Below are 17022 nucleotides of genomic sequence, written 5' to 3'. Positions count from 1 at the left end.
TGGCCGCTAGGAGTGTGGCGTTTGTCGTGAGTTTCAGGCGGGCCTTTGCGAGGCGTTCGTGGTCGATGCGGCTGCGGACGTGGCGGTCGATGGTGGCCAGTGCTTGTCGGACTTCGGTGGGGGCGGGGGGTTGGTCGGCGAGGAGGGGCTGAGGAGGCGGTCGTGGACTTTGGTGTAGAAGGTCGCCACTCGTTGTCCGTCGGGTGTGAGGTCGTAGGTGTTGGTTCCTTGCCGTCGTCGGATGAGCCGGTTGAGGCGGAGGCGGGCGAGGTCGTCACCGTCGCCATAACCCAGACTGCCCCGCGCCATGACACCCACGCCAGGCCCACACTCGGCGGTCAGAGGCGAACCCTCGCTGGTGCTGTGGGGGGTTCGCTGCCTCCTCTGGGGGTGCACTGGTGCTGTGGGGGTTCGCTGCCTCCTGTGGGGGTTACCCCACTGTTCTGACAGTGGGCGAACCCCCGCGGCACGGGCGGAGCACACTGTGCGGCTGCGCGGGCGAGGTTTCGCGTCCTGGGGGGTGCACTGGTGCTGTGGGGGTTCGCTGCCTCCTGTGGGGGTTACCCCACTGTTCTGACAGTGGGCGAACCCCTCCGGCACGGGCGGAGCACACTGGGCGGCTGCGCGGGCGAGGTTTCGCGCCCGCCGGGGGTCCGCTAGGTCTGAATCACGCCGAGCTGTTTCAGCTGTGAGAGGACGTCGACGACTCCCCAGGTCTCGGCGATCCGGCCGTCGGCGAAGCGGAGGATGAAGATCTCGTTGTAGGTAACGGATCTGCCGGTGGGTGGTAAGCCCATGTATTCACCCTGGTGGGTCCCGGTGACCGTGTGCCGGGCGACCAGCCTGTCGCCCTCTTCGATCAGATCCTCGACGGCGATGTGGAGGTCGGGGAACGCTCGGTGGAGCCTCGCGTACACCTCCTTGATCGCTCGCGCCCCGGTCTCCGGAATCGGTAAGGGGGTGCTCATCCGCACATCGGGCTGGAAGACCTCGTCGACAGTCGTCGAGATGAGTTCCTCATCGTGGGTGTTGCTGGCGTCGAGGACGCGCCTGAACGCCGCTTTGTTGCTTGTTTCCTGGCCAGTTGATGAAAGGATGTCGTTCATACCCAGGCGACGAACGAGCACCCGCCCGGGGGACAGCCCGCGTCAGATCTGTTCGAGCCGCCGGGTCAGGAACCGCCGCTCGGGGGCCGAGGTGGCCAGATCGAGCGCCCGGCGGTACGCCGCCCGGGCCTCCTCGTCACGGCCGAGACGCCGCAACAGCTCGCCGCGGGTCGAGTGGAAATAGAGGTAGCCGTCCAGGTCGAGTCCATCGACCGCGCGCAGCGCCGCGGCGGGGTCGCCGGCCTGGGCGAGCGCCACGGCGCGGTTGAGTTCGATCACCGGGGAGCCGGTGAGTTCGACCAGCCGCCGGTACAGCTCGGCGACCTGCGGCCAGTCGATCCGCTCCCGGGCCTGCAGCGACGCGATCGCGGCCTGGGCGACGTAGGCGCCACGTCCGCCCAGCTCCATCGCCCGGTCGAGCACCGCCCGTCCCGCCGCGATCTCGCGCAGGTCCCACAGCGAACGGTCCTGATCGTCGAGCAGGACGAGGTCCTCGCCGGAGAACCGGGCCTGCCGCCGGGCGTGGTGGATCATCATCAGCGCGAGCAGCCCGTGCGCCTCCGGCTCGTCCGGCATCAGCGCGACGAGCAGTCGCCCCAGCCGGATGGCTTCGGCACCGAGGTCGAGCCGGCCGCTGTAGCCCTCGTTGTAGATCAGGTAGATGACGGCCAGCACCGCATCGACGCGGTCTGGAAGCAGGTGCGCGCCGGGCACCGCGAACGGGATCCCGGTCGCCTTGATCTTGGTCTTGGCGCGGGTCAGGCGGCGCTTCATCGTCTCCTCGGAGACCAGGAACGCCCGAGCGATATCGGCGGTCTCCAGGCCGCCCAGCGCCCGCAGCGTGAGCGCGACCTGCCCTTCCAGCGGCAGCGCCGGGTGGCAGCAGGTGAAGATCAGCTCGAGCCGTTCATCCTTGATCACCGTGTCGTCCAACTCGTCCATGACGTTCTCCGGCACCGGCAGCAGGTGGATCTTCTCGGCCAGGGTGCGCTCCCGCCGGATCCGGTCGATCGCCCGGTTGCGGGCCGTCGTCACCAGCCACGCACCCGGGTTGGCCGGCACACCCGCCACAGGCCAGCGCTCCGCTGCGGTCGCGAACGCGTCCTGCACGGCTTCCTCGGCCTTGTCGAAATCCCCGAGGAACCCGATCAGCGAGGCTAGCACCCGGCCCCACTCGTCCCGGAAGACCTCCTCAAGCACGGTCTCGCCGCAGTACCGGCCTGACCTCGACAACGCCGCCGAGCCGGGCGGCCGGGATGCGTGCGGCCAGTTCGATCGCCTCGTCCAGGTCGGCCGCCTCGATCAGGCAGAAGCCGCCGAGCACTTCCTTGGTGTCCGCGAACGGGCCGTCGGTCACCAGCGTCCGGCCACCGGCCACGCGCACGTTGGTGGCCGCCTCGACCGGCTGTAGCCGTGCGCTCTCGACGCAGCGGGGGTCATCGGCCAACGCGAAGTACTCCGCGTACGCCGCCTCACGTTCGGCTTGGGGCAGCGCCTCCTGGTAGCCGGGCTCGGCGTAGATGAGCAGGGCGTACTGCATCACAACCTCCAGGGCAGTGGGCTCTCACCTGAAAGACGAACGAGAAGCGGTGCGGGGGACACGACCGGCTCACGACTTGTTCCTTCGCTGCCGGGTCCGGAACGCGGCGACGCTCTCGCGGTGCGCGCACGTATCGCTGCAAATAGGTCTCGCTGCCGTTCTTGGACCGGTCGATGAACGCTCGACGGCAGGTCACCGAGGCGCAGGTGCCCGGAGGGCCTGGAGATCCCGGACGTCCGCCGCGATCGGCTCCCAGCGTGCCAGCGCGTCCCGGTAGAGCTCGGTGACTGCGGCAAGGTCCACGCCCGCGACCCATCACACCCTCTTCGTCAGCTTGAAACAGGCGAACGAGCGTTCAGCTGTCACATTAGCTCGCAGTCAGGCGGCACCACGATGGCCGGCGACGCCAACATCCTGCATCACGTCGGACTCATCACTCGCGATCTCGACACGGCGATCGGACACTACGAGCGGCTCGGCTTCTCGCTCACGCCGCTGCCGCGCATCCCGAGGTCGAGCCAGGCGGGCCTGGTTGCAAGTTGCTGCAACGGCCGTGCAACACGGCGGCGCACGATCTGCTCATGGACTGGTCCGGGACTGAACCGTCTTCCCAGGGAGATCGTGATGAAGAACATGACGGAAAAACGCAGCAACCAGGAACTTGTCACGGCGGTGTGTCGGGAGCTTTATCTTCTCGCCAGTCGGGAGGAGCAGGCTGCGGCCGACGAGGCTTGCCGGGTGCCGTACTGGCAGGCGTGCCCGCCTTCGGTGAACGTGCACTGGACCGCGGCTCAGTTGCTGCGGGCCGATGCGAATCGACTCGAGTCGGGGGCCGGCTTGCTGGCCGAAGCGTGTTGAGGGGGTGGCGATCGTGAAGCAGATCCGGATCGTTCGTCCCAAGCCCCAGCGACCGTCGGTACCGCAACTGCCGGACACACGGTCCCCGTCCGGCCGGCGGACCCTGCCGTTCTGAGCAGGTGGCGCGGGAGCTCGTACGGGAAGGTGTGGGATCCGGACGTGACAGCCTCGGGCGCTGCGAGACCGACCCTGGCAGCGCTGGTGCGTGTGCTGGTGTCGCGCGAGCGGACCTCGCTTTCTCTTGTCGAGGAGTGCCTTCGCCGAATCGCTGAGCTCGACTCGGGACGCGACGGGCTGGGTGCCGTCCTCGCGCTGAACCCGCGGGCGAGGGCGCAGGCGGAGGCAGCGGATGAGCAGCTTGAACGCACTGGGCGGCAGCGCGGCCCGCTGCACGGAATCCCGGTCCTGATCAAAGACGTCTTCGAGACCGAGGGCATCCCGACGACCTTCGGGTGCGCGGCCTTCAAGGGCTATGTGCCCAGGCAGGACGCGGTCGCCGTACGGCGGCTCCGAGCGGCCGGCGCGATCGTGCTGGGCAAGACCAGTACTCCGGATCTCGCGATGTCCTGGCTGTCTGATTCGTCGAACGGAAGCATCACGGTCAACAGCCGATCGGCCGCACACGAGCCCGGTGGTTCCAGTGCGGGGTCGGCAGTGGCGGTGGCAGCCGGGCTCGCTCCTGCGGCCCTCGGGTCCGACACCGGCGGCTCGGTCCGGGTGCCGGCCTCCTTCAACGGGGTCGTCGGCCTACGCCCGACCACGGGGCTGGTGTCCCCGGATGGCATGTCGTCACTCGTGACGGCGCAGGACACCCCGGGTCCGCTGGCCGGCTGTGTCGACGATGCCGCTGTGCTGCTGCAGGTTCTCGCTGGTCACCAACGGCCGGTAGGTGAGGCTCGCCGACCGCTCGGTAGCTACCGCCTCGGTGTTCTCGCCTTGCCCGGCGGGCCGGTGGCGTGGGATGGCGCCGACGAGGTCGCCGCCGTGGTCGACGCGGCGCTCGCACGGCTGGCCGGTGAGGGTGCCCGCATCCTCGATGACGTGGTGGTGCCCGACCTGCTTGCGCTGATGCGCGACAGCTCCCTGTATCTCATCAGCGCACGAGACGACATCGACGCGTTCCTCGCCTCACGCCCTGAGCTCGGCAGCAGCTCCTTCCTCGACCTGTACTACGCCGGGATGTTCCCTGAATCGCTCGACCTGGCCGAGCTGCTTGCGACACGCAGCCGATCCAGCGCCTTGCTGCGTGCCGAGCGACTGTCGAACCGGCGGCGGCTGCGGGACGCAGTGGTGCGCGTGATGAGGAACCTCCGCCTGGACGCCCTTGTCTACCCGACCGTGCGGGTGCCGGCGCCCCTTCGAGACCGCAACCGCGCGTTGCTCCCCAGCCGGCTCCTTCCTGTGAACACGTTGATCGCGTCGCAGGCCGACCTACCGGCGCTGACCCTGCCCGCCGGTACGACGGACGCCGGGCTGCCGGTCGGACTGGAGCTGCTCGGCCGGCCAGGAACCGACGGTCCGCTCCTCGGGCTGGGTCGAGCCGTCGAGAGTGCCCTCAAGGACGAATGACGCCCAGGCGGTGTTCGAGATCCGTCCACACTGCCTGGTCCTCGAGCAGTGTTCTGCCGCGGTCGAGGGTGTCCCAAGCGAGCGTGATCACGGCTTGCAGGAGTCGTTGTGGTTCGACTGCCTCGAGTACTGCGAGCGCACCCGTCGGCGTGAGGTCCACGATCCCGTCGGTCTGCTCGAGGCGGCGCAGGCCCGGCTGGAGTAGACCGCAGAGACCGAACGCGAAGTACGTCGGCCGGGAGTTCTTCTCGGCGAAGGCGAGATCCTGCAGGGTGCTGGACCCGCCCAGCACGAACATCGAGTCGAGTCCCGCCGAGCGCGCGCCGGCAATGTCGGTCTCGAGCCGGTCTCCCACCACGATGGTCGCGTCCCGCTCGGTGCCGAGCCGGGAACGCGCGAAGTCGAACAACGCCGCGTCCGGCTTGCCGGTGACGTGGGGGACAGCCGGGGTCGTCGTCCGCACCGCCCCGACGAGAGCTCCGTTGCCGGGAGCCTGTCCTCGCGAGGTCGGGATAGTCGCATCCAGGTTCGTCGCAACCCAGATCGCACCTGCCTGAACGAGATAGCCCACTTCCGCGAGCTCGCGCCAGCTGACCTCCTGACCGGCCCCCTGGACCACGGCTTCGACAGCCGTCGTACCGGAAAGCTCCGTCACGCCGAGCGGAGTCAGACCGGCCTCGGTCAGCCCCTCGGCGACGCCCGGACCACCGACCGCGAGCACCGGCGTACCCGGCGACAGCCGGCCTGCCAGGTACGCCGCGGCGGCCTGCGCGCTCGTGACAACGGACCAGGCGGCAGGTTCCAGTCCCAACCGCCGGAGGTGGTGGCCGACCGCGGCCGGCGGCCTGGACGCGTTGTTCGTCGCGAACGCCACCGGCACGCCGGCGACCACGGTGTTGAGGGCCGCGATCGCGCCGGGAACCTCCTTCGATCCCCGGTAGACGACACCATCCAGGTCGCAGATCACTCCGCGGTAGTTCGCCACCAGCGGCGTGCTGGCTGCGCTCACGAACCCGCCTTCTCGGGGACGCGGGCAGCCGTCGTCGACTCGCTCGCCCGTCGAGCACTCTGCACGAGCGCCTTCCGCGCGGCGGCATCGTCATCGCCGGGAGCACCGCTCGCCGCGGCCACCAGAGCCCGCGAGAACCCGAAGGTCACCCGCCACGGCACGCCCTGCTTTGCGGCGAGCGCGCTGACCGCGCCGAGGTTCGCGCAAGCCTGGTCGAGCGACTGCCCGCCGGACAGCAGGAGTACGCCGGGCGTACCGCTCGGCAGGGCCCACTCCAGCAGCTGCAGGGTCTGCCGGGCCACCTGGTCCGGTGCGGCGGGGGACGGGTGCGACAGCCCGGCGACAACCATGTTGAGCCGGATCAGCAGCTGTCGGGCATCAACACCGGTGCGCTGGAGCTGGTCGCGCAGGGCGAGCAGGGCGTTCGTGGTGGTGGCCTGGTTCACGGTGATGCTGGACGAACCGAGGTCCGGCATGGCGATCGTCAGGACCGGCAGGAGACCCTCCGCCTGGGTCGCTGCCGCAGCGGAAGCGAGCTTGTCGGCCTCGATGTGGGTCGCGCCGTGGGGCACGTCCAGGGGAGAGAGGTGGGCGCGCCATTCCACGAACGAGGCGCCGTCGCGCGCCGCCTCGACGAGCCGGTCTCGTACGCCGGTCCCCGTCGGAGCCATCCGTACTCCGACCAGTGGCAGCTCGTCCGGCGACTCGGACAGCTGCCGGCGCAGTGGCAGTGTCGCCGCGAACGTCTCCGCTGTCAGGAGCAGGGCAGAGATGTGGTCCGTCAGCGCTGTTTCGCGCAGCGCCAGCTCGGCCGTGCTCGGGACGAGCGCCTCGGCGTACTCGTCGGCGACCAGCATCCCCTTGGGCGGTGCCAGGATCGCCGCCGCGGTCTCCTCGATCGTGCGCATCAGGACTCCTTGCAACGAAGGGTGGCGGTGTCCCGTTCGACGCTACGAGTCGACGCCGCTGGGCCCCTCACCCCTGCGGTTGAGGTCGCGGGTGACCTTGCCCGTTGACCACCTCTCCCGAGCGACCCGACCACCTCGTGCGACCACCCCTGCGGTCACCCCTGGGGTGGATGCCCGCGGCTCCGGCACGAGGTGTGCTGGACGGGCCAGCCCACTGATCCACGCGAGGAGTGCCGATGCCGACCGAACGCTCGACGTTGACCCAGTTCCTGGCCGAGGAGCGGCGACGTCATCCCGGCCTGTGCGCGGACCTCAGCTCGCTGATCGTCGATGTCGCCCTTGCCTGCAAGGCGATCTCGCACCGGATCACCACCGGCGCCCTCACCGGTGTGCTCGGAGGCAACGACGTCGTCAACGTCCAGGGCGAGCAGCAGCAGAAGCTCGACGTACTGGCCAACGACATCTTCCTGCGGACGAACGAGGGCGGCGGGAAGCTCGCCGGCATGGCGTCCGAAGAGCTCGACACTCCCTACGCCATCCCGTCGCGCCATCCGCGGGGTCAGTACCTGCTGACGTTCGACCCGCTCGACGGGTCGTCGAACATCGACGTCAACGTGTCCGTCGGCAGCATCTTCTCGATCCTCCGCGCACCGGTGCCAGGCGCCCACGCCCAGCCCGACGACTTCCTGCAACCGGGAACCGAGCAGGTTGCCGGCGGCTACGCGATCTACGGTCCTTCGACTGTCCTCGTACTGACCGTGGGCACCGGCGTTCACGCCTTCACGCTTGACCCGAGCGTCGGCGAGTTCCTCCTGACCCGGCAGGACATCAAGCTGCCGGCCTCGACGGCGGAGTTCGCGATCAACACCTCGAACCGGCGGTTCTGGCAGCCGGCCGTGGCGCGGTACGTCGACGAGTGTCTGGCCGGTACCTCGGGTCCGCGGCAGAAGGACTTCAACATGCGCTGGGTCGCCTCGCTGGTGGCCGAGACCCATCGGATCCTGACCCGCGGTGGCGTGTTCCTGTATCCGCGCGACTCGAAGGACCCGGCGAAGGAGGGCAGGTTGCGCCTGCTCTACGAGGCGAACCCGATCGCCTTCCTGATCGAGCAGGCGGGCGGCAAGGCGTCGACCGGACACGAGCGCGTGCTCGACGTCAGGCCGGCGCAGCTTCACCAGCGGATCGGATTCATCTTCGGTGCGCGCGAGGAAGTCGAGCGCATCGAGCGGTACCACGCCGAGCACTCCGGCGGTGATGCCGAGGAGCAGAGCCACCCCCTGTACGGCTTTCGCGGCCTCTACCGGTCCGCCAGCTGAGGAGCGCCCATGACCACACAGCACCCCGTCGTCGCGATCACCGGATCCTCCGGCGCCGGCACCACCTCGGTGATGCGCACCTTCGAGCAGATCTTCCGGCGGGAGAAGGTGAACGCCGCCTTCGTGGAGGGCGACAGCTTCCACCGCTACGACCGGATGGGCATGAAGGAGCAGATGGAGAAGGCCCTGGCCTGTGGTGACCACACCTTCAGCCACTTCGGCCCCGAGGCCAACCTGTTCGAGGAACTGGAGTCGCTGTTCCGCGAGTACGGCGAGACGGGTGGCGGGCGGGTGCGCCGGTACCTGCACGACGAGGGGGAGGCCGCGCCGTACCGGCAGGAGCCCGGGACGTTCACGCCCTGGGAGGATCTCGCGACGGGTACGGACCTGCTGTTCTACGAAGGGCTGCACGGTGCCGTCGTCACCGACGGGGTCGACGTCGCCCGGCACGCCGACCTGCTGATCGGCGTCGTCCCCGTCATCAACCTCGAGTGGACGCAGAAGCTGCACCGGGACAAGGCCAAGCGCGGCTACTCCACCGAGGCCGTGACGGAGACGATCCTGCGGCGGATGCACGACTACGTGACCTACATGTGCCCACAGTTCTCGCGGACCCACGTCAACTTCCAGCGCGTCCCGGTGGTGGACACGTCCAATCCCTTCATCGCCAGGACGATCCCGGCGCCGGACGAGTCGATGCTGGTGATCCGCTTCAAGGATCCGCAGGGGATCGACTTCCCCTACCTGCTGTCGATGCTGCACGACTCGTTCATGTCGAGGCCGAACACCATCGTCTGCCCCGGCGGAAAGATGGATCTGGCGATGCAGCTGATCTTCACGCCGATGCTGTGGCGGCTGCTCGAGCGCCGTCCGAGGACGCCCTGACATTCGGAGTTCCCCTACCCAGGAAGGCCATCGCCAGTGACTGTTCGTGTTGGAATCAACGGCTTCGGCCGCATCGGCCGCAACTTCTTCCGCGCCGTCCGCGCGTCGGGGGCCGACATCGAGATCGTCGGCGTCAACGACCTCGCCGACAACACCGTGCTGGCGCACCTGCTCAAGTACGACTCGATCCTCGGCCCCCTGGACGCCGACGTCACCGTGACGACCGACTCGATCGTCGTCGGTGGCGCCTCCGTCGCAGCGCTGGCCGAGCGTGACCCGGCCGACCTGCCGTGGAAGGACCTCGGCGTCGACGTCGTGGTCGAGTCGACGGGCTTCTTCACCGATGCCGCCAAGGCCCGGGCCCATGTCGACGCCGGCGGTGCGAAGAAGGTGATCATCTCCGCGCCGGCGACCAACGCGGACGCCACGTTCGTCATGGGCGTCAACCACGACCAGTACGACGCGGACGCGCACACGGTGATCTCCAACGCGTCCTGTACGACCAACTGCCTCGCCCCGATGGCCAAGGCGCTGAACGACGGTCTCGGCATCGTCAAGGGCCTGATGACCACGATCCACGGCTACACCGCCGACCAGAACCTCCAGGACAACATCCACAAGGACCTGCGCCGGGCCCGCGCGGCCGCGATCAACGTTGTACCGACCTCGACCGGGGCTGCGAAGGCCATCGGTCTGGTGCTTCCCGAGCTCGCGGGCCGGCTCGACGGCTATGCCCTCCGGGTCCCCGTTCCCACCGGCTCGGCGACCGACCTCACCTTCGAGGCCTCGCGGGAGACGGCCGTTGCCGAGGTCAACGAGGTTGTCAGGGCCGCCGCCGAGGGGGTGTTGAAGGGCTACCTCCGGTACAGCGAGGCCCCGATCGTCTCCTCCGACATCGTCACCGACCCGGCGTCGTGCATCTTCGACGCACCACTGACCAAGGTGATCGGCAACCAGGTCAAGGTCGTGGGCTGGTACGACAACGAGTGGGGCTACTCCAACCGGCTGGCCGATCTCGTCGCCCTGGTTGGACGGGGCGCGTGAGCCGGTGACCACGATCGACGAGCTCGGTACCGAGCTGGGCGGACTCCGTGGCCGGCGAGTGCTGGTCAGGTCCGACCTCAACGTGCCGCTGGACGGCGACACGATCACCGACGACGGCCGGATCCGGGCCGCCCTCCCGACGATCGCGGAGCTGGCGGCCCGGGGTGCCCGCGTCGTGGTGGCCGCGCACCTGGGTCGTCCCGACGGGTGGCCGGACCCGCGCTACTCGCTGGCGCCGGTGGCCAGGCGGCTCGGCGAGCTGCTCGGCAGCAAGATCGCGTTCGCCACGGACACCGTGGGCAGTAGCGCCCACGCTGTCGTAACCAGCCTGGCGGACGGCGGCGTGGCACTGCTGGAGAACGTCCGGTTCGACCCGGCCGAGACCAGCAAGGACGACCAAGTCCGCGGTGCTTTCGCCGACCGGTTGGCCGCGCTCGCCGATGCGTTCGTGAGCGACGGCTTCGGCGTCGTCCATCGCAAGCAGGCCTCGGTGTACGACGTGGCGCTGCGACTGCCCGCCGCGATGGGAGGGCTGGTCGCTACCGAGGTCGGTGTCCTGGAGCGGCTGACCGGGACACCTCGGCGGCCGTACGTCGTCGTGCTCGGCGGTTCGAAGGTTTCGGACAAGCTCGGGGTCATCGACAACCTGCTGGGCAAGGCGGACAAGCTCGTCATCGGTGGCGGCATGGCATACACCTTCCTCGAGGCGCAGGGTCACGAGGTCGGCACCAGCCTGCTCGAGGAGGACCAGGTTGCCAGGTGTCGCAGCTACCTCGAGCGTGCCGAGGGCCAGGGCGTCGAGCTGCTGCTGCCGACTGATGTCGTCGTCGCGGACCGCTTTGCCGCCGACGCCAGGCCGGAGATCGTCCCGGTGCACGCGATCGCTCCGGATCGGATGGGTCTGGACATCGGGCCGGAATCCCAGAAGGCGTTCGCGGCGGCGGTCGCCGACGCCAGGACCGTGTTCTGGAACGGCCCGATGGGCGTCTTCGAGTTCGACGCGTTCGCCGCCGGAACTCGTGCGGTCGCCCAGGCACTGACCCGGATCGACGGCCTCTCGGTCGTCGGGGGCGGGGACTCCGCGGCCGCAGTACGCCGGCTCGGTTTTGACGAGAAGGCTTTCGGCCACCTCTCCACCGGCGGTGGTGCGTCGCTGGAGTACCTGGAGGGCAAGACCCTGCCCGGCATCGACGTACTCGATGAGGGGAAAGAGGGTCACCGACCGTTCAAGCGACGGTGGTGGTGACCTGAGGGCGCCGGCCGGCTCGTGACAACACCGAGCCGGCCACCAGCCCCAGGGTCGCCCACAGCAGGGCGAGCAGGCCCAGCGACTGGACCCGGAATCGCCAGACGAGCGCTGCGCCGACGTCGGAGGGGATCGCGTCGGGAGCAGCCGGCAGACCGGCGAACAGCAGCACGCAGCCCACGGCCAGAATCCCTGTGGCGGCCCAGGAGTTGCGCGTGGACGACCAGTTCCGCCGGTGGCCGGTGCGGACGACGGTGACGACAGCCGCGGCGATCAGTGCCGAAACCACGATCGAGGCGACGTAGAGAGTCGTGCGCTGGGTGACCGTGTCCGGGTCACCCACGGCCGGCGGGTTGGCCGGGTACTTGAGACCGGGCCCGAGGGCCAGGACGGCGAAGCATGCCACCGCGACCAGTAGGGCGCTGCGCAGCTCGCCCAGGTCCCAGGTACGGCGGACGCGGGCCAGGACGACGGCGTACACGAGCGAGAGCAGCAGCGCCGCGGCGATCACCGCGAGCGCGCCTCCCACCTGCTGCAGGCCACGGCCGACGAGTTCGGCGTCGTGGGTGTGTTCCGGAGTAGGGCCGCCGTGCGAGTGCTCGGCCGTCGCACGGCTCTCCTCCACCGCCAGCGCGATCCGGATCGTCGGCTCGACGACGAGCAGGGAGAAGGCCGCGGCGGCGCCACCCGCCGCGGCTCCGCCAATGAGTGAGGCTCGAAGCGTGGTTGGCCACAGGCTCATCGGGTCACTGCCTAGTGGCACGGCACGCCGAGCGCGTGACGGCCGTCGTGGGTGAACTCGTGGACGTACGGCGCGATGCCTGAGAGCAGGGCGCCGTTGTCCTGGAGCATCAGGTACAGCAGCAGCATGGCCAGCAGGGCGGTGAGATAGGCCCAGGCCGGGATCCGCTGAACTGCTGCTGCGGTGACGGTGCTCGACATGGTCGTGTCTCCTTAGCTGGTTGATGGACGAGCGGATTCCGGCGACGCGCTGTCGAGCGCGCGCCGGTAGACGTCGAGGTGTTGCGCGGCGGTGCCCGCCCACGAGTACGAGGAGGCGACCTTCGGCCCGCGCTCGGCTAGCCGCTGCCGCGTGGCCGCATCGTCGACCAGCCGAGCCAGGCCCCGGGACAGTGAGTCGGAGTCGCCGGCCCTCGTCATGAGCGCGTCCCGCTCGTGCGTGAGGAACTCGTGGAAGACATCGATGTCGGAGGTGACGACCGGAAGACCGGCAGCCATGGCTTCGAGGACGACCAGGCCCCAGCCCTCCTTGATCGACGGGAAGGCGAAGCCGTCCGCGGCAGCGAACCACTGCGGCAGCTCGTCGTGGGAGACGGTGCCGAGGAGTACGACGTCCTCGTCGAGCCGCAGCCCGTTCGATTCCAGCGAGTCGAGCACTCCTTGGCGGTACGCCCGGTAATCCTGGAACGAGTGGCCGCCGACGATCGCCAGCATGGGTGGGTGCGGGTGCGTCGCCTTCAACCGCGCCAGCGCATCGATCAGATGGGCGGTGCCCTTGCGGGGCTCGATGCCGCCCACGGTGAGGTAGAGGAACCGGTCACCGGCACCGATACGGTCGCGTAGTTCCTGCCGGCGTTGCTCGGTGATGCCGGCGCCGAACCGGTCGGTGCGTACCCCGTTGGTGACGATGTCGGCTTTGACTCCGTAGTCGGCCAGCAGTTGTTGCTGCCAGCCCCGACTCACGACGAGGACGTCGTCAGGCTCGAGGATCGCGTTGCGCTGACAGTCGATCAGGGCCTGGGTGGTGAAGTCGTCGACGTGGTGCACCGTGCGGATCACCCGGTACGGCGTACCGGCGTCCCGCACCCTGGCCGCGGCCCGGGCCGAGATGCAGTCCTGGCTGTGCACGATGTCGAACCGGTGGCCGATCTCGCCGAGGGCGGTGGTGAGCGCCGCGATCGAGTCGAAGACGCGCTCCTCGAGCGTGGCCGCCGGCTCCGGCGCGTCGACCAGGTGCACCGGCACGTCCACCTCGCGGAAGAACCCGCGGCCGTTCTCGGACAGCGCCACCACGGTGACGTCGACTCCCTCGGCCTGCAACGCCTCCGCAAGCTCGAGGGTGTGGACGACGCCACCGCGTGGCTTGACGGAGTACGTCGTGAGCGCGAGGCGCAGGGGTGATCCCATCGGGCGCCCCCTACAGCTCGGTGGCGACGAGGGCCGGGTCTCGCAGGGCTATCGCCGATGCCGCCAGGGCGGCCCGCGCGGCGGTCTCCGTCACGATGGCGCCAGCCTGTCGCAGCGTCTCCTGCTGGGCTGCGAAGCCCTGCGGGTCGCGCTCCGTGCCGAGCACGTAGGCGACGACCGCGGCACCGGAGGCGGTGACCTTCTCGATCGCGGCGGCGAGCGTGCCGGCCGGGTCATCGTGTGCGCCGTCGCCGATGACGACGTCGAGCAGGACGGCCGCGACGCGGTTGTCGTCGACCTGGCGCTCGAGGAACTCGATCCGGGCCTGCGGATCGATCATCGGGTGCGGGCGGCCCTTGGTGTACTCCTCCTCGCCGAGGTCGAGGAACAGGTGGGCGTCCGGCGCCGCGGTGTCGACGGTCAACGACTTGTCCAGCGGCACGTTGGAGTGGATCGGGCCGAGGTGGTCGGTCGCGATCGTCAGAGCCTCGTAGCAGAGCGTTCCCCCGCTGTAGAGACCGACGACCTTGCGGCGGGTGGAATCCAGGCCGGTGATCAGGCCGGCCACCTGCTCGGCCAGGTCCTGGACCAGGTCGGGGGCGGAGCCTCCGATCAGGCCGAGGGTCCGGATCGCGCCCTGCTCGAGCGTGTTCACCACGGTGACGTTGTCGGCGGTCGAGAGCTCGTCGCGCAGACCCATCAGCGCCGCGACCGTCGGCTTGGAGGGCACCTTGAGCAGCCGCTCGGCGACATCGCGGGCCGGTGGCTTCGAGACCAGCAGGATCGCCTGGGTCCGGTCGTCGGCGTCGAGGGCCCGGATCGCGGACTCAGCCATCAGCCCGCCGACCTCCGGCGAGAGGTCGCGGCCGCCGACACCGATGACGTGGGACACCCCGACCCCCCAGCGGTCCAGCAGGCTCATCACCTCCTGGGCGCCGGTTCCGGCCGCGGCGACGATGCCGACCGGCCCGGCCGCCACCCGGTTCGCGAACCCGAGCCCGGCGCCGGCGATCATCGCGGTACCTGCTCCGGGTCCCATCACCAGCCGGCCGAGGTCGCGGGCCCGCTCCTTGAGCTCGATCTCGTCGGCGAGCGGCACGTTGTCGCTGAACAGCAGGACGTCGAGACCCGCGCTGAGCGCCTTGTGGGTCTCCAGCGCCGCGTAGGCGCCCGGTACCGACACGATGGCCACGTTGGCGTCGGGGTGCTCGGCGACCGCTCCGGCGAGATCAGTGGTGCTCTGCGCGGCGACCTCGTCCTCGCCGGAGTTCGCGGCGAACAGAGTGGCCTCGGCGCTTTCGAGGGCGGCGGTCGCCGCCGCGTCGTCGTCGGCCCGGACAGCGAGCACCAGATCGTTCGCCGCGGCCTCTCCGGCCTCACCGGCCTCGCCCGCGATGCCCTGCTCCTCGAGGGTCGCGAGGTTCGCCGGCGTGGCCATCAGGGCCCAGCCCCACGAGACGCCGGGCGATCCGAGAATGGCGCGGGTCGCCTCGAGGAGACGAACACTGTCCTTGTACGAGTTCTTGCGTACGGTGACGCGGGTGCTCATCCGACAAGCTCCTTGGTGTCGACAGAAGTGGGAACATCAGCAGCCAGGATTCGGGTGCCACGGTTTCCCTCCACGACGCCATGCGATTCGTCGAGGGTGGCGTAGACGAGTTCAGGGGTGGTGATGGCCGCGAAGCGCGGCTGCTCGGCCGAGGTCGAACCCTCGACGAACTTGATCGCCGCGCTCATCTTGGGACCCATGCTCCCGGCGGGGAACTGGCCGTCCGCGAGGTGCTGCCGGGCCTCGCTCAAGGTGAGGTCCGCGACCGACCGTTCCTGAGGCGTCCCGAAGTCGAGCTTGACCGACGGGACACCGGTGACCATGACGAGTGCGTTGGCACCCGCTGCCACGGCGATGCGTTCGGCCGCGAAGTCCTTGTCGATGACGGCGTCGATGCCCCGCAGGACGCCGTGGTCGTCGACCACGGGGATACCGCCGCCGCCGGCCGCGACCACGATGTGACCCGACCGGGTCAGTGCGGCGATGGCATCGGCCTCGAGGATCGCCTGCGGCGTGGGGGAGGGGACGACTCGTCGGTACCCCCGGCCGGCGTCCGGAACCATCGTCCAGCCGCGGCTCTCGGCGAACTTGGCGGCCTCGGCCTCGGGGAAGAACGGCCCGATGGGTTTGCTCGGGTTCGCGAACGCCGGGTCGTCCTTGTCCACCACGATGTGGGTGACCACGGAGACCGCACCTGAGACCTCCGTGCCGCAAACCTCGTGCAGGGCAAGGCAGATCAGGCTGCCGAGGGCGCCCTGTGTCATCGCGCCGAGGGAGAACAGCGGAAGAGCCGGGACCAGCCGAGCGCCCTCCTCGTGCTGGATGGCGAGGTTCCCGACCTGCGGCCCGTTGCCGTGGACGATGATGACCTGCCAGCCCTTGCGTAGCAGGGACCGGACCGATCTGGCCATCGCCAGAGCGTTCCGGTACTGCTCGTCGAGGGTTCCCCGCTGATCCTCGCGGGTGAGGGCGTTGCCGCCGAGGGCGATGACCGCGATATCACTCATTGAACAGCTCCACTGTCGGACGAATCTGCGCCAGCGACTAGAACATAGCAGACGGACGTGTCGTATAGTAGATGAAAGAGCCGCCTGACCGACGGAGATGTGCCATGACCGACGAGATGACCGCACGTGCGCTTCGCTCCTCCTGGCAAGCCGCGGAACAAACCCTCTACTCGATGGGCGGAGGCGACGTCGGGCGCTACGAGCGCGCTGTCACGCTGGTGCGGGCGGTCTTCGACGAACTGCGCGAGACGGAGTCGACGGCCACTCTGGTCGACAGGTGGCCGGACGCCGGCGCGATCGTGGCGGCTGCCGCGGAACGCGCCGGGCTGGGGCTCGGGTCGTTGCCCGTCGATCAGGTGGCCGGCGCCGGCTTCGCGCTCCGTCACGCCGCGTTGCGCGAGGCGGAAACCCGGCGTGCGCGGGCCGAGCTCATCGCCGCCGCGCGGGCCGAGGGTGCGGAGTGGGTTGCCCTGCACGAGACCGGCGACCCGCTCGCCGGGTTCGCGGACCCTTACGGCTCGATCCGGCTGCACCTCACCTCCGGGTTGGCGATCGTGGCGGGCGTGCAGCCGGACCCGGCCACCGGGGCCGTCGCCCACACCCTCACCGTGGTCGGCCTGGATCCGCTCAACGGCGACCTGGTCGACGACGATCCGGGGATCGCGGACCTGACGTACTCCGACTGCACGTCGTTCCGCAGCGGCGAGGTCGCGCTGCGCGGACTCGTCGAAGAGGTCGCCGCTCAAGGATCGTGTCGGATAATGGACGATTGTGTCGTATATGAAGTATGGTGAGTCATTGACCTGCCCGCCTCGCGGACGGCGTGGCGCGCTCGGA

The 17022-nt window shown here is 69.5% G+C and carries 17 protein-coding genes; 7 read left to right on the top strand and 10 right to left on the bottom strand.

What is annotated here, in order from left to right:
- Window positions 1-656 precede the first annotated feature (656 nt).
- From EV644_RS00845 to EV644_RS00835, 3 genes are read right to left on the bottom strand one after another with little or no spacing between them, the layout of a single operon-like run.
- Window positions 657-1106, bottom strand: coding sequence for an ester cyclase (locus EV644_RS00845; protein ID WP_132187434.1), 450 nt, complete (start codon window positions 1104-1106; stop codon window positions 657-659).
- A 42-nt stretch (window positions 1107-1148) separates the two neighbouring features.
- Window positions 1149-2306 carry an RNA polymerase sigma factor gene (locus EV644_RS00840; protein ID WP_241997866.1) on the bottom strand — a complete coding sequence of 386 codons (1158 nt, stop codon included), beginning with the start codon at window positions 2304-2306 and terminating at the stop codon, window positions 1149-1151.
- The gene (locus EV644_RS00835; protein WP_132187435.1) at window positions 2299-2646 is read right to left on the bottom strand and encodes a YciI family protein; all 348 of its coding nucleotides are present in this window, start codon (window positions 2644-2646) and stop codon (window positions 2299-2301) included. The genes EV644_RS00840 and EV644_RS00835 overlap by 8 nt, the downstream gene beginning before the upstream one ends.
- Window positions 2647-3039: 393 nt before the next feature.
- Here EV644_RS00835 and EV644_RS00830 point away from each other — a divergent pair, with 393 nt between their 5' ends.
- Window positions 3040-3504 carry a hypothetical protein gene (locus EV644_RS00830; RefSeq protein WP_132187436.1) on the top strand — a complete coding sequence of 155 codons (465 nt, stop codon included), beginning with the start codon at window positions 3040-3042 and terminating at the stop codon, window positions 3502-3504.
- Window positions 3505-3705: 201 nt separating this feature from the next.
- A complete protein-coding gene (locus EV644_RS00825; RefSeq protein WP_158292707.1) occupies window positions 3706-5073 on the top strand; it encodes an amidase in 1368 nt (455 codons plus the stop codon).
- Here EV644_RS00825 and EV644_RS00820 read toward each other — a convergent pair.
- Together EV644_RS00820 and EV644_RS00815 are read right to left on the bottom strand one after the other, a co-directional pair.
- On the bottom strand, window positions 5060-6082 hold the full coding sequence (locus EV644_RS00820; RefSeq protein ID WP_132187438.1) for an HAD-IIA family hydrolase: 1023 nt from the start codon (window positions 6080-6082) through the stop codon (window positions 5060-5062). The genes EV644_RS00825 and EV644_RS00820 overlap by 14 nt on opposite strands.
- Complete coding sequence (locus tag EV644_RS00815) at window positions 6079-6990, bottom strand: class I fructose-bisphosphate aldolase (protein ID WP_132187439.1); 912 nt, start codon at window positions 6988-6990, stop codon at window positions 6079-6081. The genes EV644_RS00820 and EV644_RS00815 overlap by 4 nt, the downstream gene beginning before the upstream one ends.
- 236 nt (window positions 6991-7226) lie before the next feature.
- Here EV644_RS00815 and EV644_RS00810 point away from each other — a divergent pair, with 236 nt between their 5' ends.
- Genes EV644_RS00810 through EV644_RS00795 form a run of 4 tightly spaced genes read left to right on the top strand, consistent with a single transcriptional unit; the run spans window position 7227 to window position 11481 of the window.
- Window positions 7227-8306: a class 1 fructose-bisphosphatase gene (locus EV644_RS00810; protein WP_132187440.1), complete on the top strand. Its 1080-nt coding sequence runs from the start codon at window positions 7227-7229 to the stop codon at window positions 8304-8306.
- Window positions 8307-8315: 9 nt separating this feature from the next.
- Window positions 8316-9191, top strand: coding sequence for a phosphoribulokinase (locus tag EV644_RS00805; RefSeq protein WP_132187441.1), 876 nt, complete (start codon window positions 8316-8318; stop codon window positions 9189-9191).
- A gap of 36 nt (window positions 9192-9227) precedes the next feature.
- Entirely contained in the window at window positions 9228-10235 is a 1008-nt protein-coding gene (gap, locus tag EV644_RS00800; protein WP_132187442.1) for a type I glyceraldehyde-3-phosphate dehydrogenase, read from the top strand.
- A gap of 4 nt (window positions 10236-10239) precedes the next feature.
- On the top strand, window positions 10240-11481 hold the full coding sequence (locus EV644_RS00795; RefSeq protein WP_199239585.1) for a phosphoglycerate kinase: 1242 nt from the start codon (window positions 10240-10242) through the stop codon (window positions 11479-11481).
- Here EV644_RS00795 and EV644_RS00790 read toward each other — a convergent pair.
- The 5 genes from EV644_RS00790 to EV644_RS00770 are packed head-to-tail and all read right to left on the bottom strand — an operon-like array spanning window position 11462 to window position 16185.
- Window positions 11462-12223 (bottom strand): CbtA family protein, encoded by a 762-nt coding sequence (locus EV644_RS00790; protein ID WP_132187443.1) that lies wholly within the window; start codon window positions 12221-12223, stop codon window positions 11462-11464. The two genes, EV644_RS00795 and EV644_RS00790, sit on opposite strands and share 20 nt — an antisense overlap.
- 11 nt (window positions 12224-12234) lie before the next feature.
- Window positions 12235-12423 (bottom strand): CbtB domain-containing protein, encoded by a 189-nt coding sequence (locus EV644_RS00785; RefSeq protein ID WP_132187444.1) that lies wholly within the window; start codon window positions 12421-12423, stop codon window positions 12235-12237.
- A 12-nt stretch (window positions 12424-12435) separates the two neighbouring features.
- Entirely contained in the window at window positions 12436-13629 is a 1194-nt protein-coding gene (locus EV644_RS00780) for an MSMEG_0565 family glycosyltransferase (RefSeq protein ID WP_132187445.1), read from the bottom strand.
- 10 nt (window positions 13630-13639) lie between these two features.
- The gene (locus EV644_RS00775) at window positions 13640-15178 is read right to left on the bottom strand and encodes an AllF/FdrA family protein (protein ID WP_132187446.1); all 1539 of its coding nucleotides are present in this window, start codon (window positions 15176-15178) and stop codon (window positions 13640-13642) included.
- The gene (locus tag EV644_RS00770; protein WP_132187447.1) at window positions 15175-16185 is read right to left on the bottom strand and encodes a carbamate kinase; all 1011 of its coding nucleotides are present in this window, start codon (window positions 16183-16185) and stop codon (window positions 15175-15177) included. Before EV644_RS00770 ends, EV644_RS00775 begins: the two co-directional genes overlap by 4 nt.
- A gap of 104 nt (window positions 16186-16289) precedes the next feature.
- On the opposite strand from EV644_RS00770, the gene EV644_RS00765 reads away from it, so the two are divergent.
- The gene (locus EV644_RS00765) at window positions 16290-16979 is read left to right on the top strand and encodes a hypothetical protein (RefSeq protein ID WP_132187448.1); all 690 of its coding nucleotides are present in this window, start codon (window positions 16290-16292) and stop codon (window positions 16977-16979) included.
- The last annotated feature ends 43 nt before the right edge of the window (window positions 16980-17022 follow it).

This window comes from Kribbella orskensis, from assembly GCF_004342085.1.
Taxonomy (GTDB): Bacteria; Actinomycetota; Actinomycetes; order Propionibacteriales; family Kribbellaceae; genus Kribbella; species Kribbella orskensis.
The sequence above is the reverse complement of the archived record's forward strand: the minus strand, read 5'-3'. Positions and strand labels throughout refer to the sequence as shown.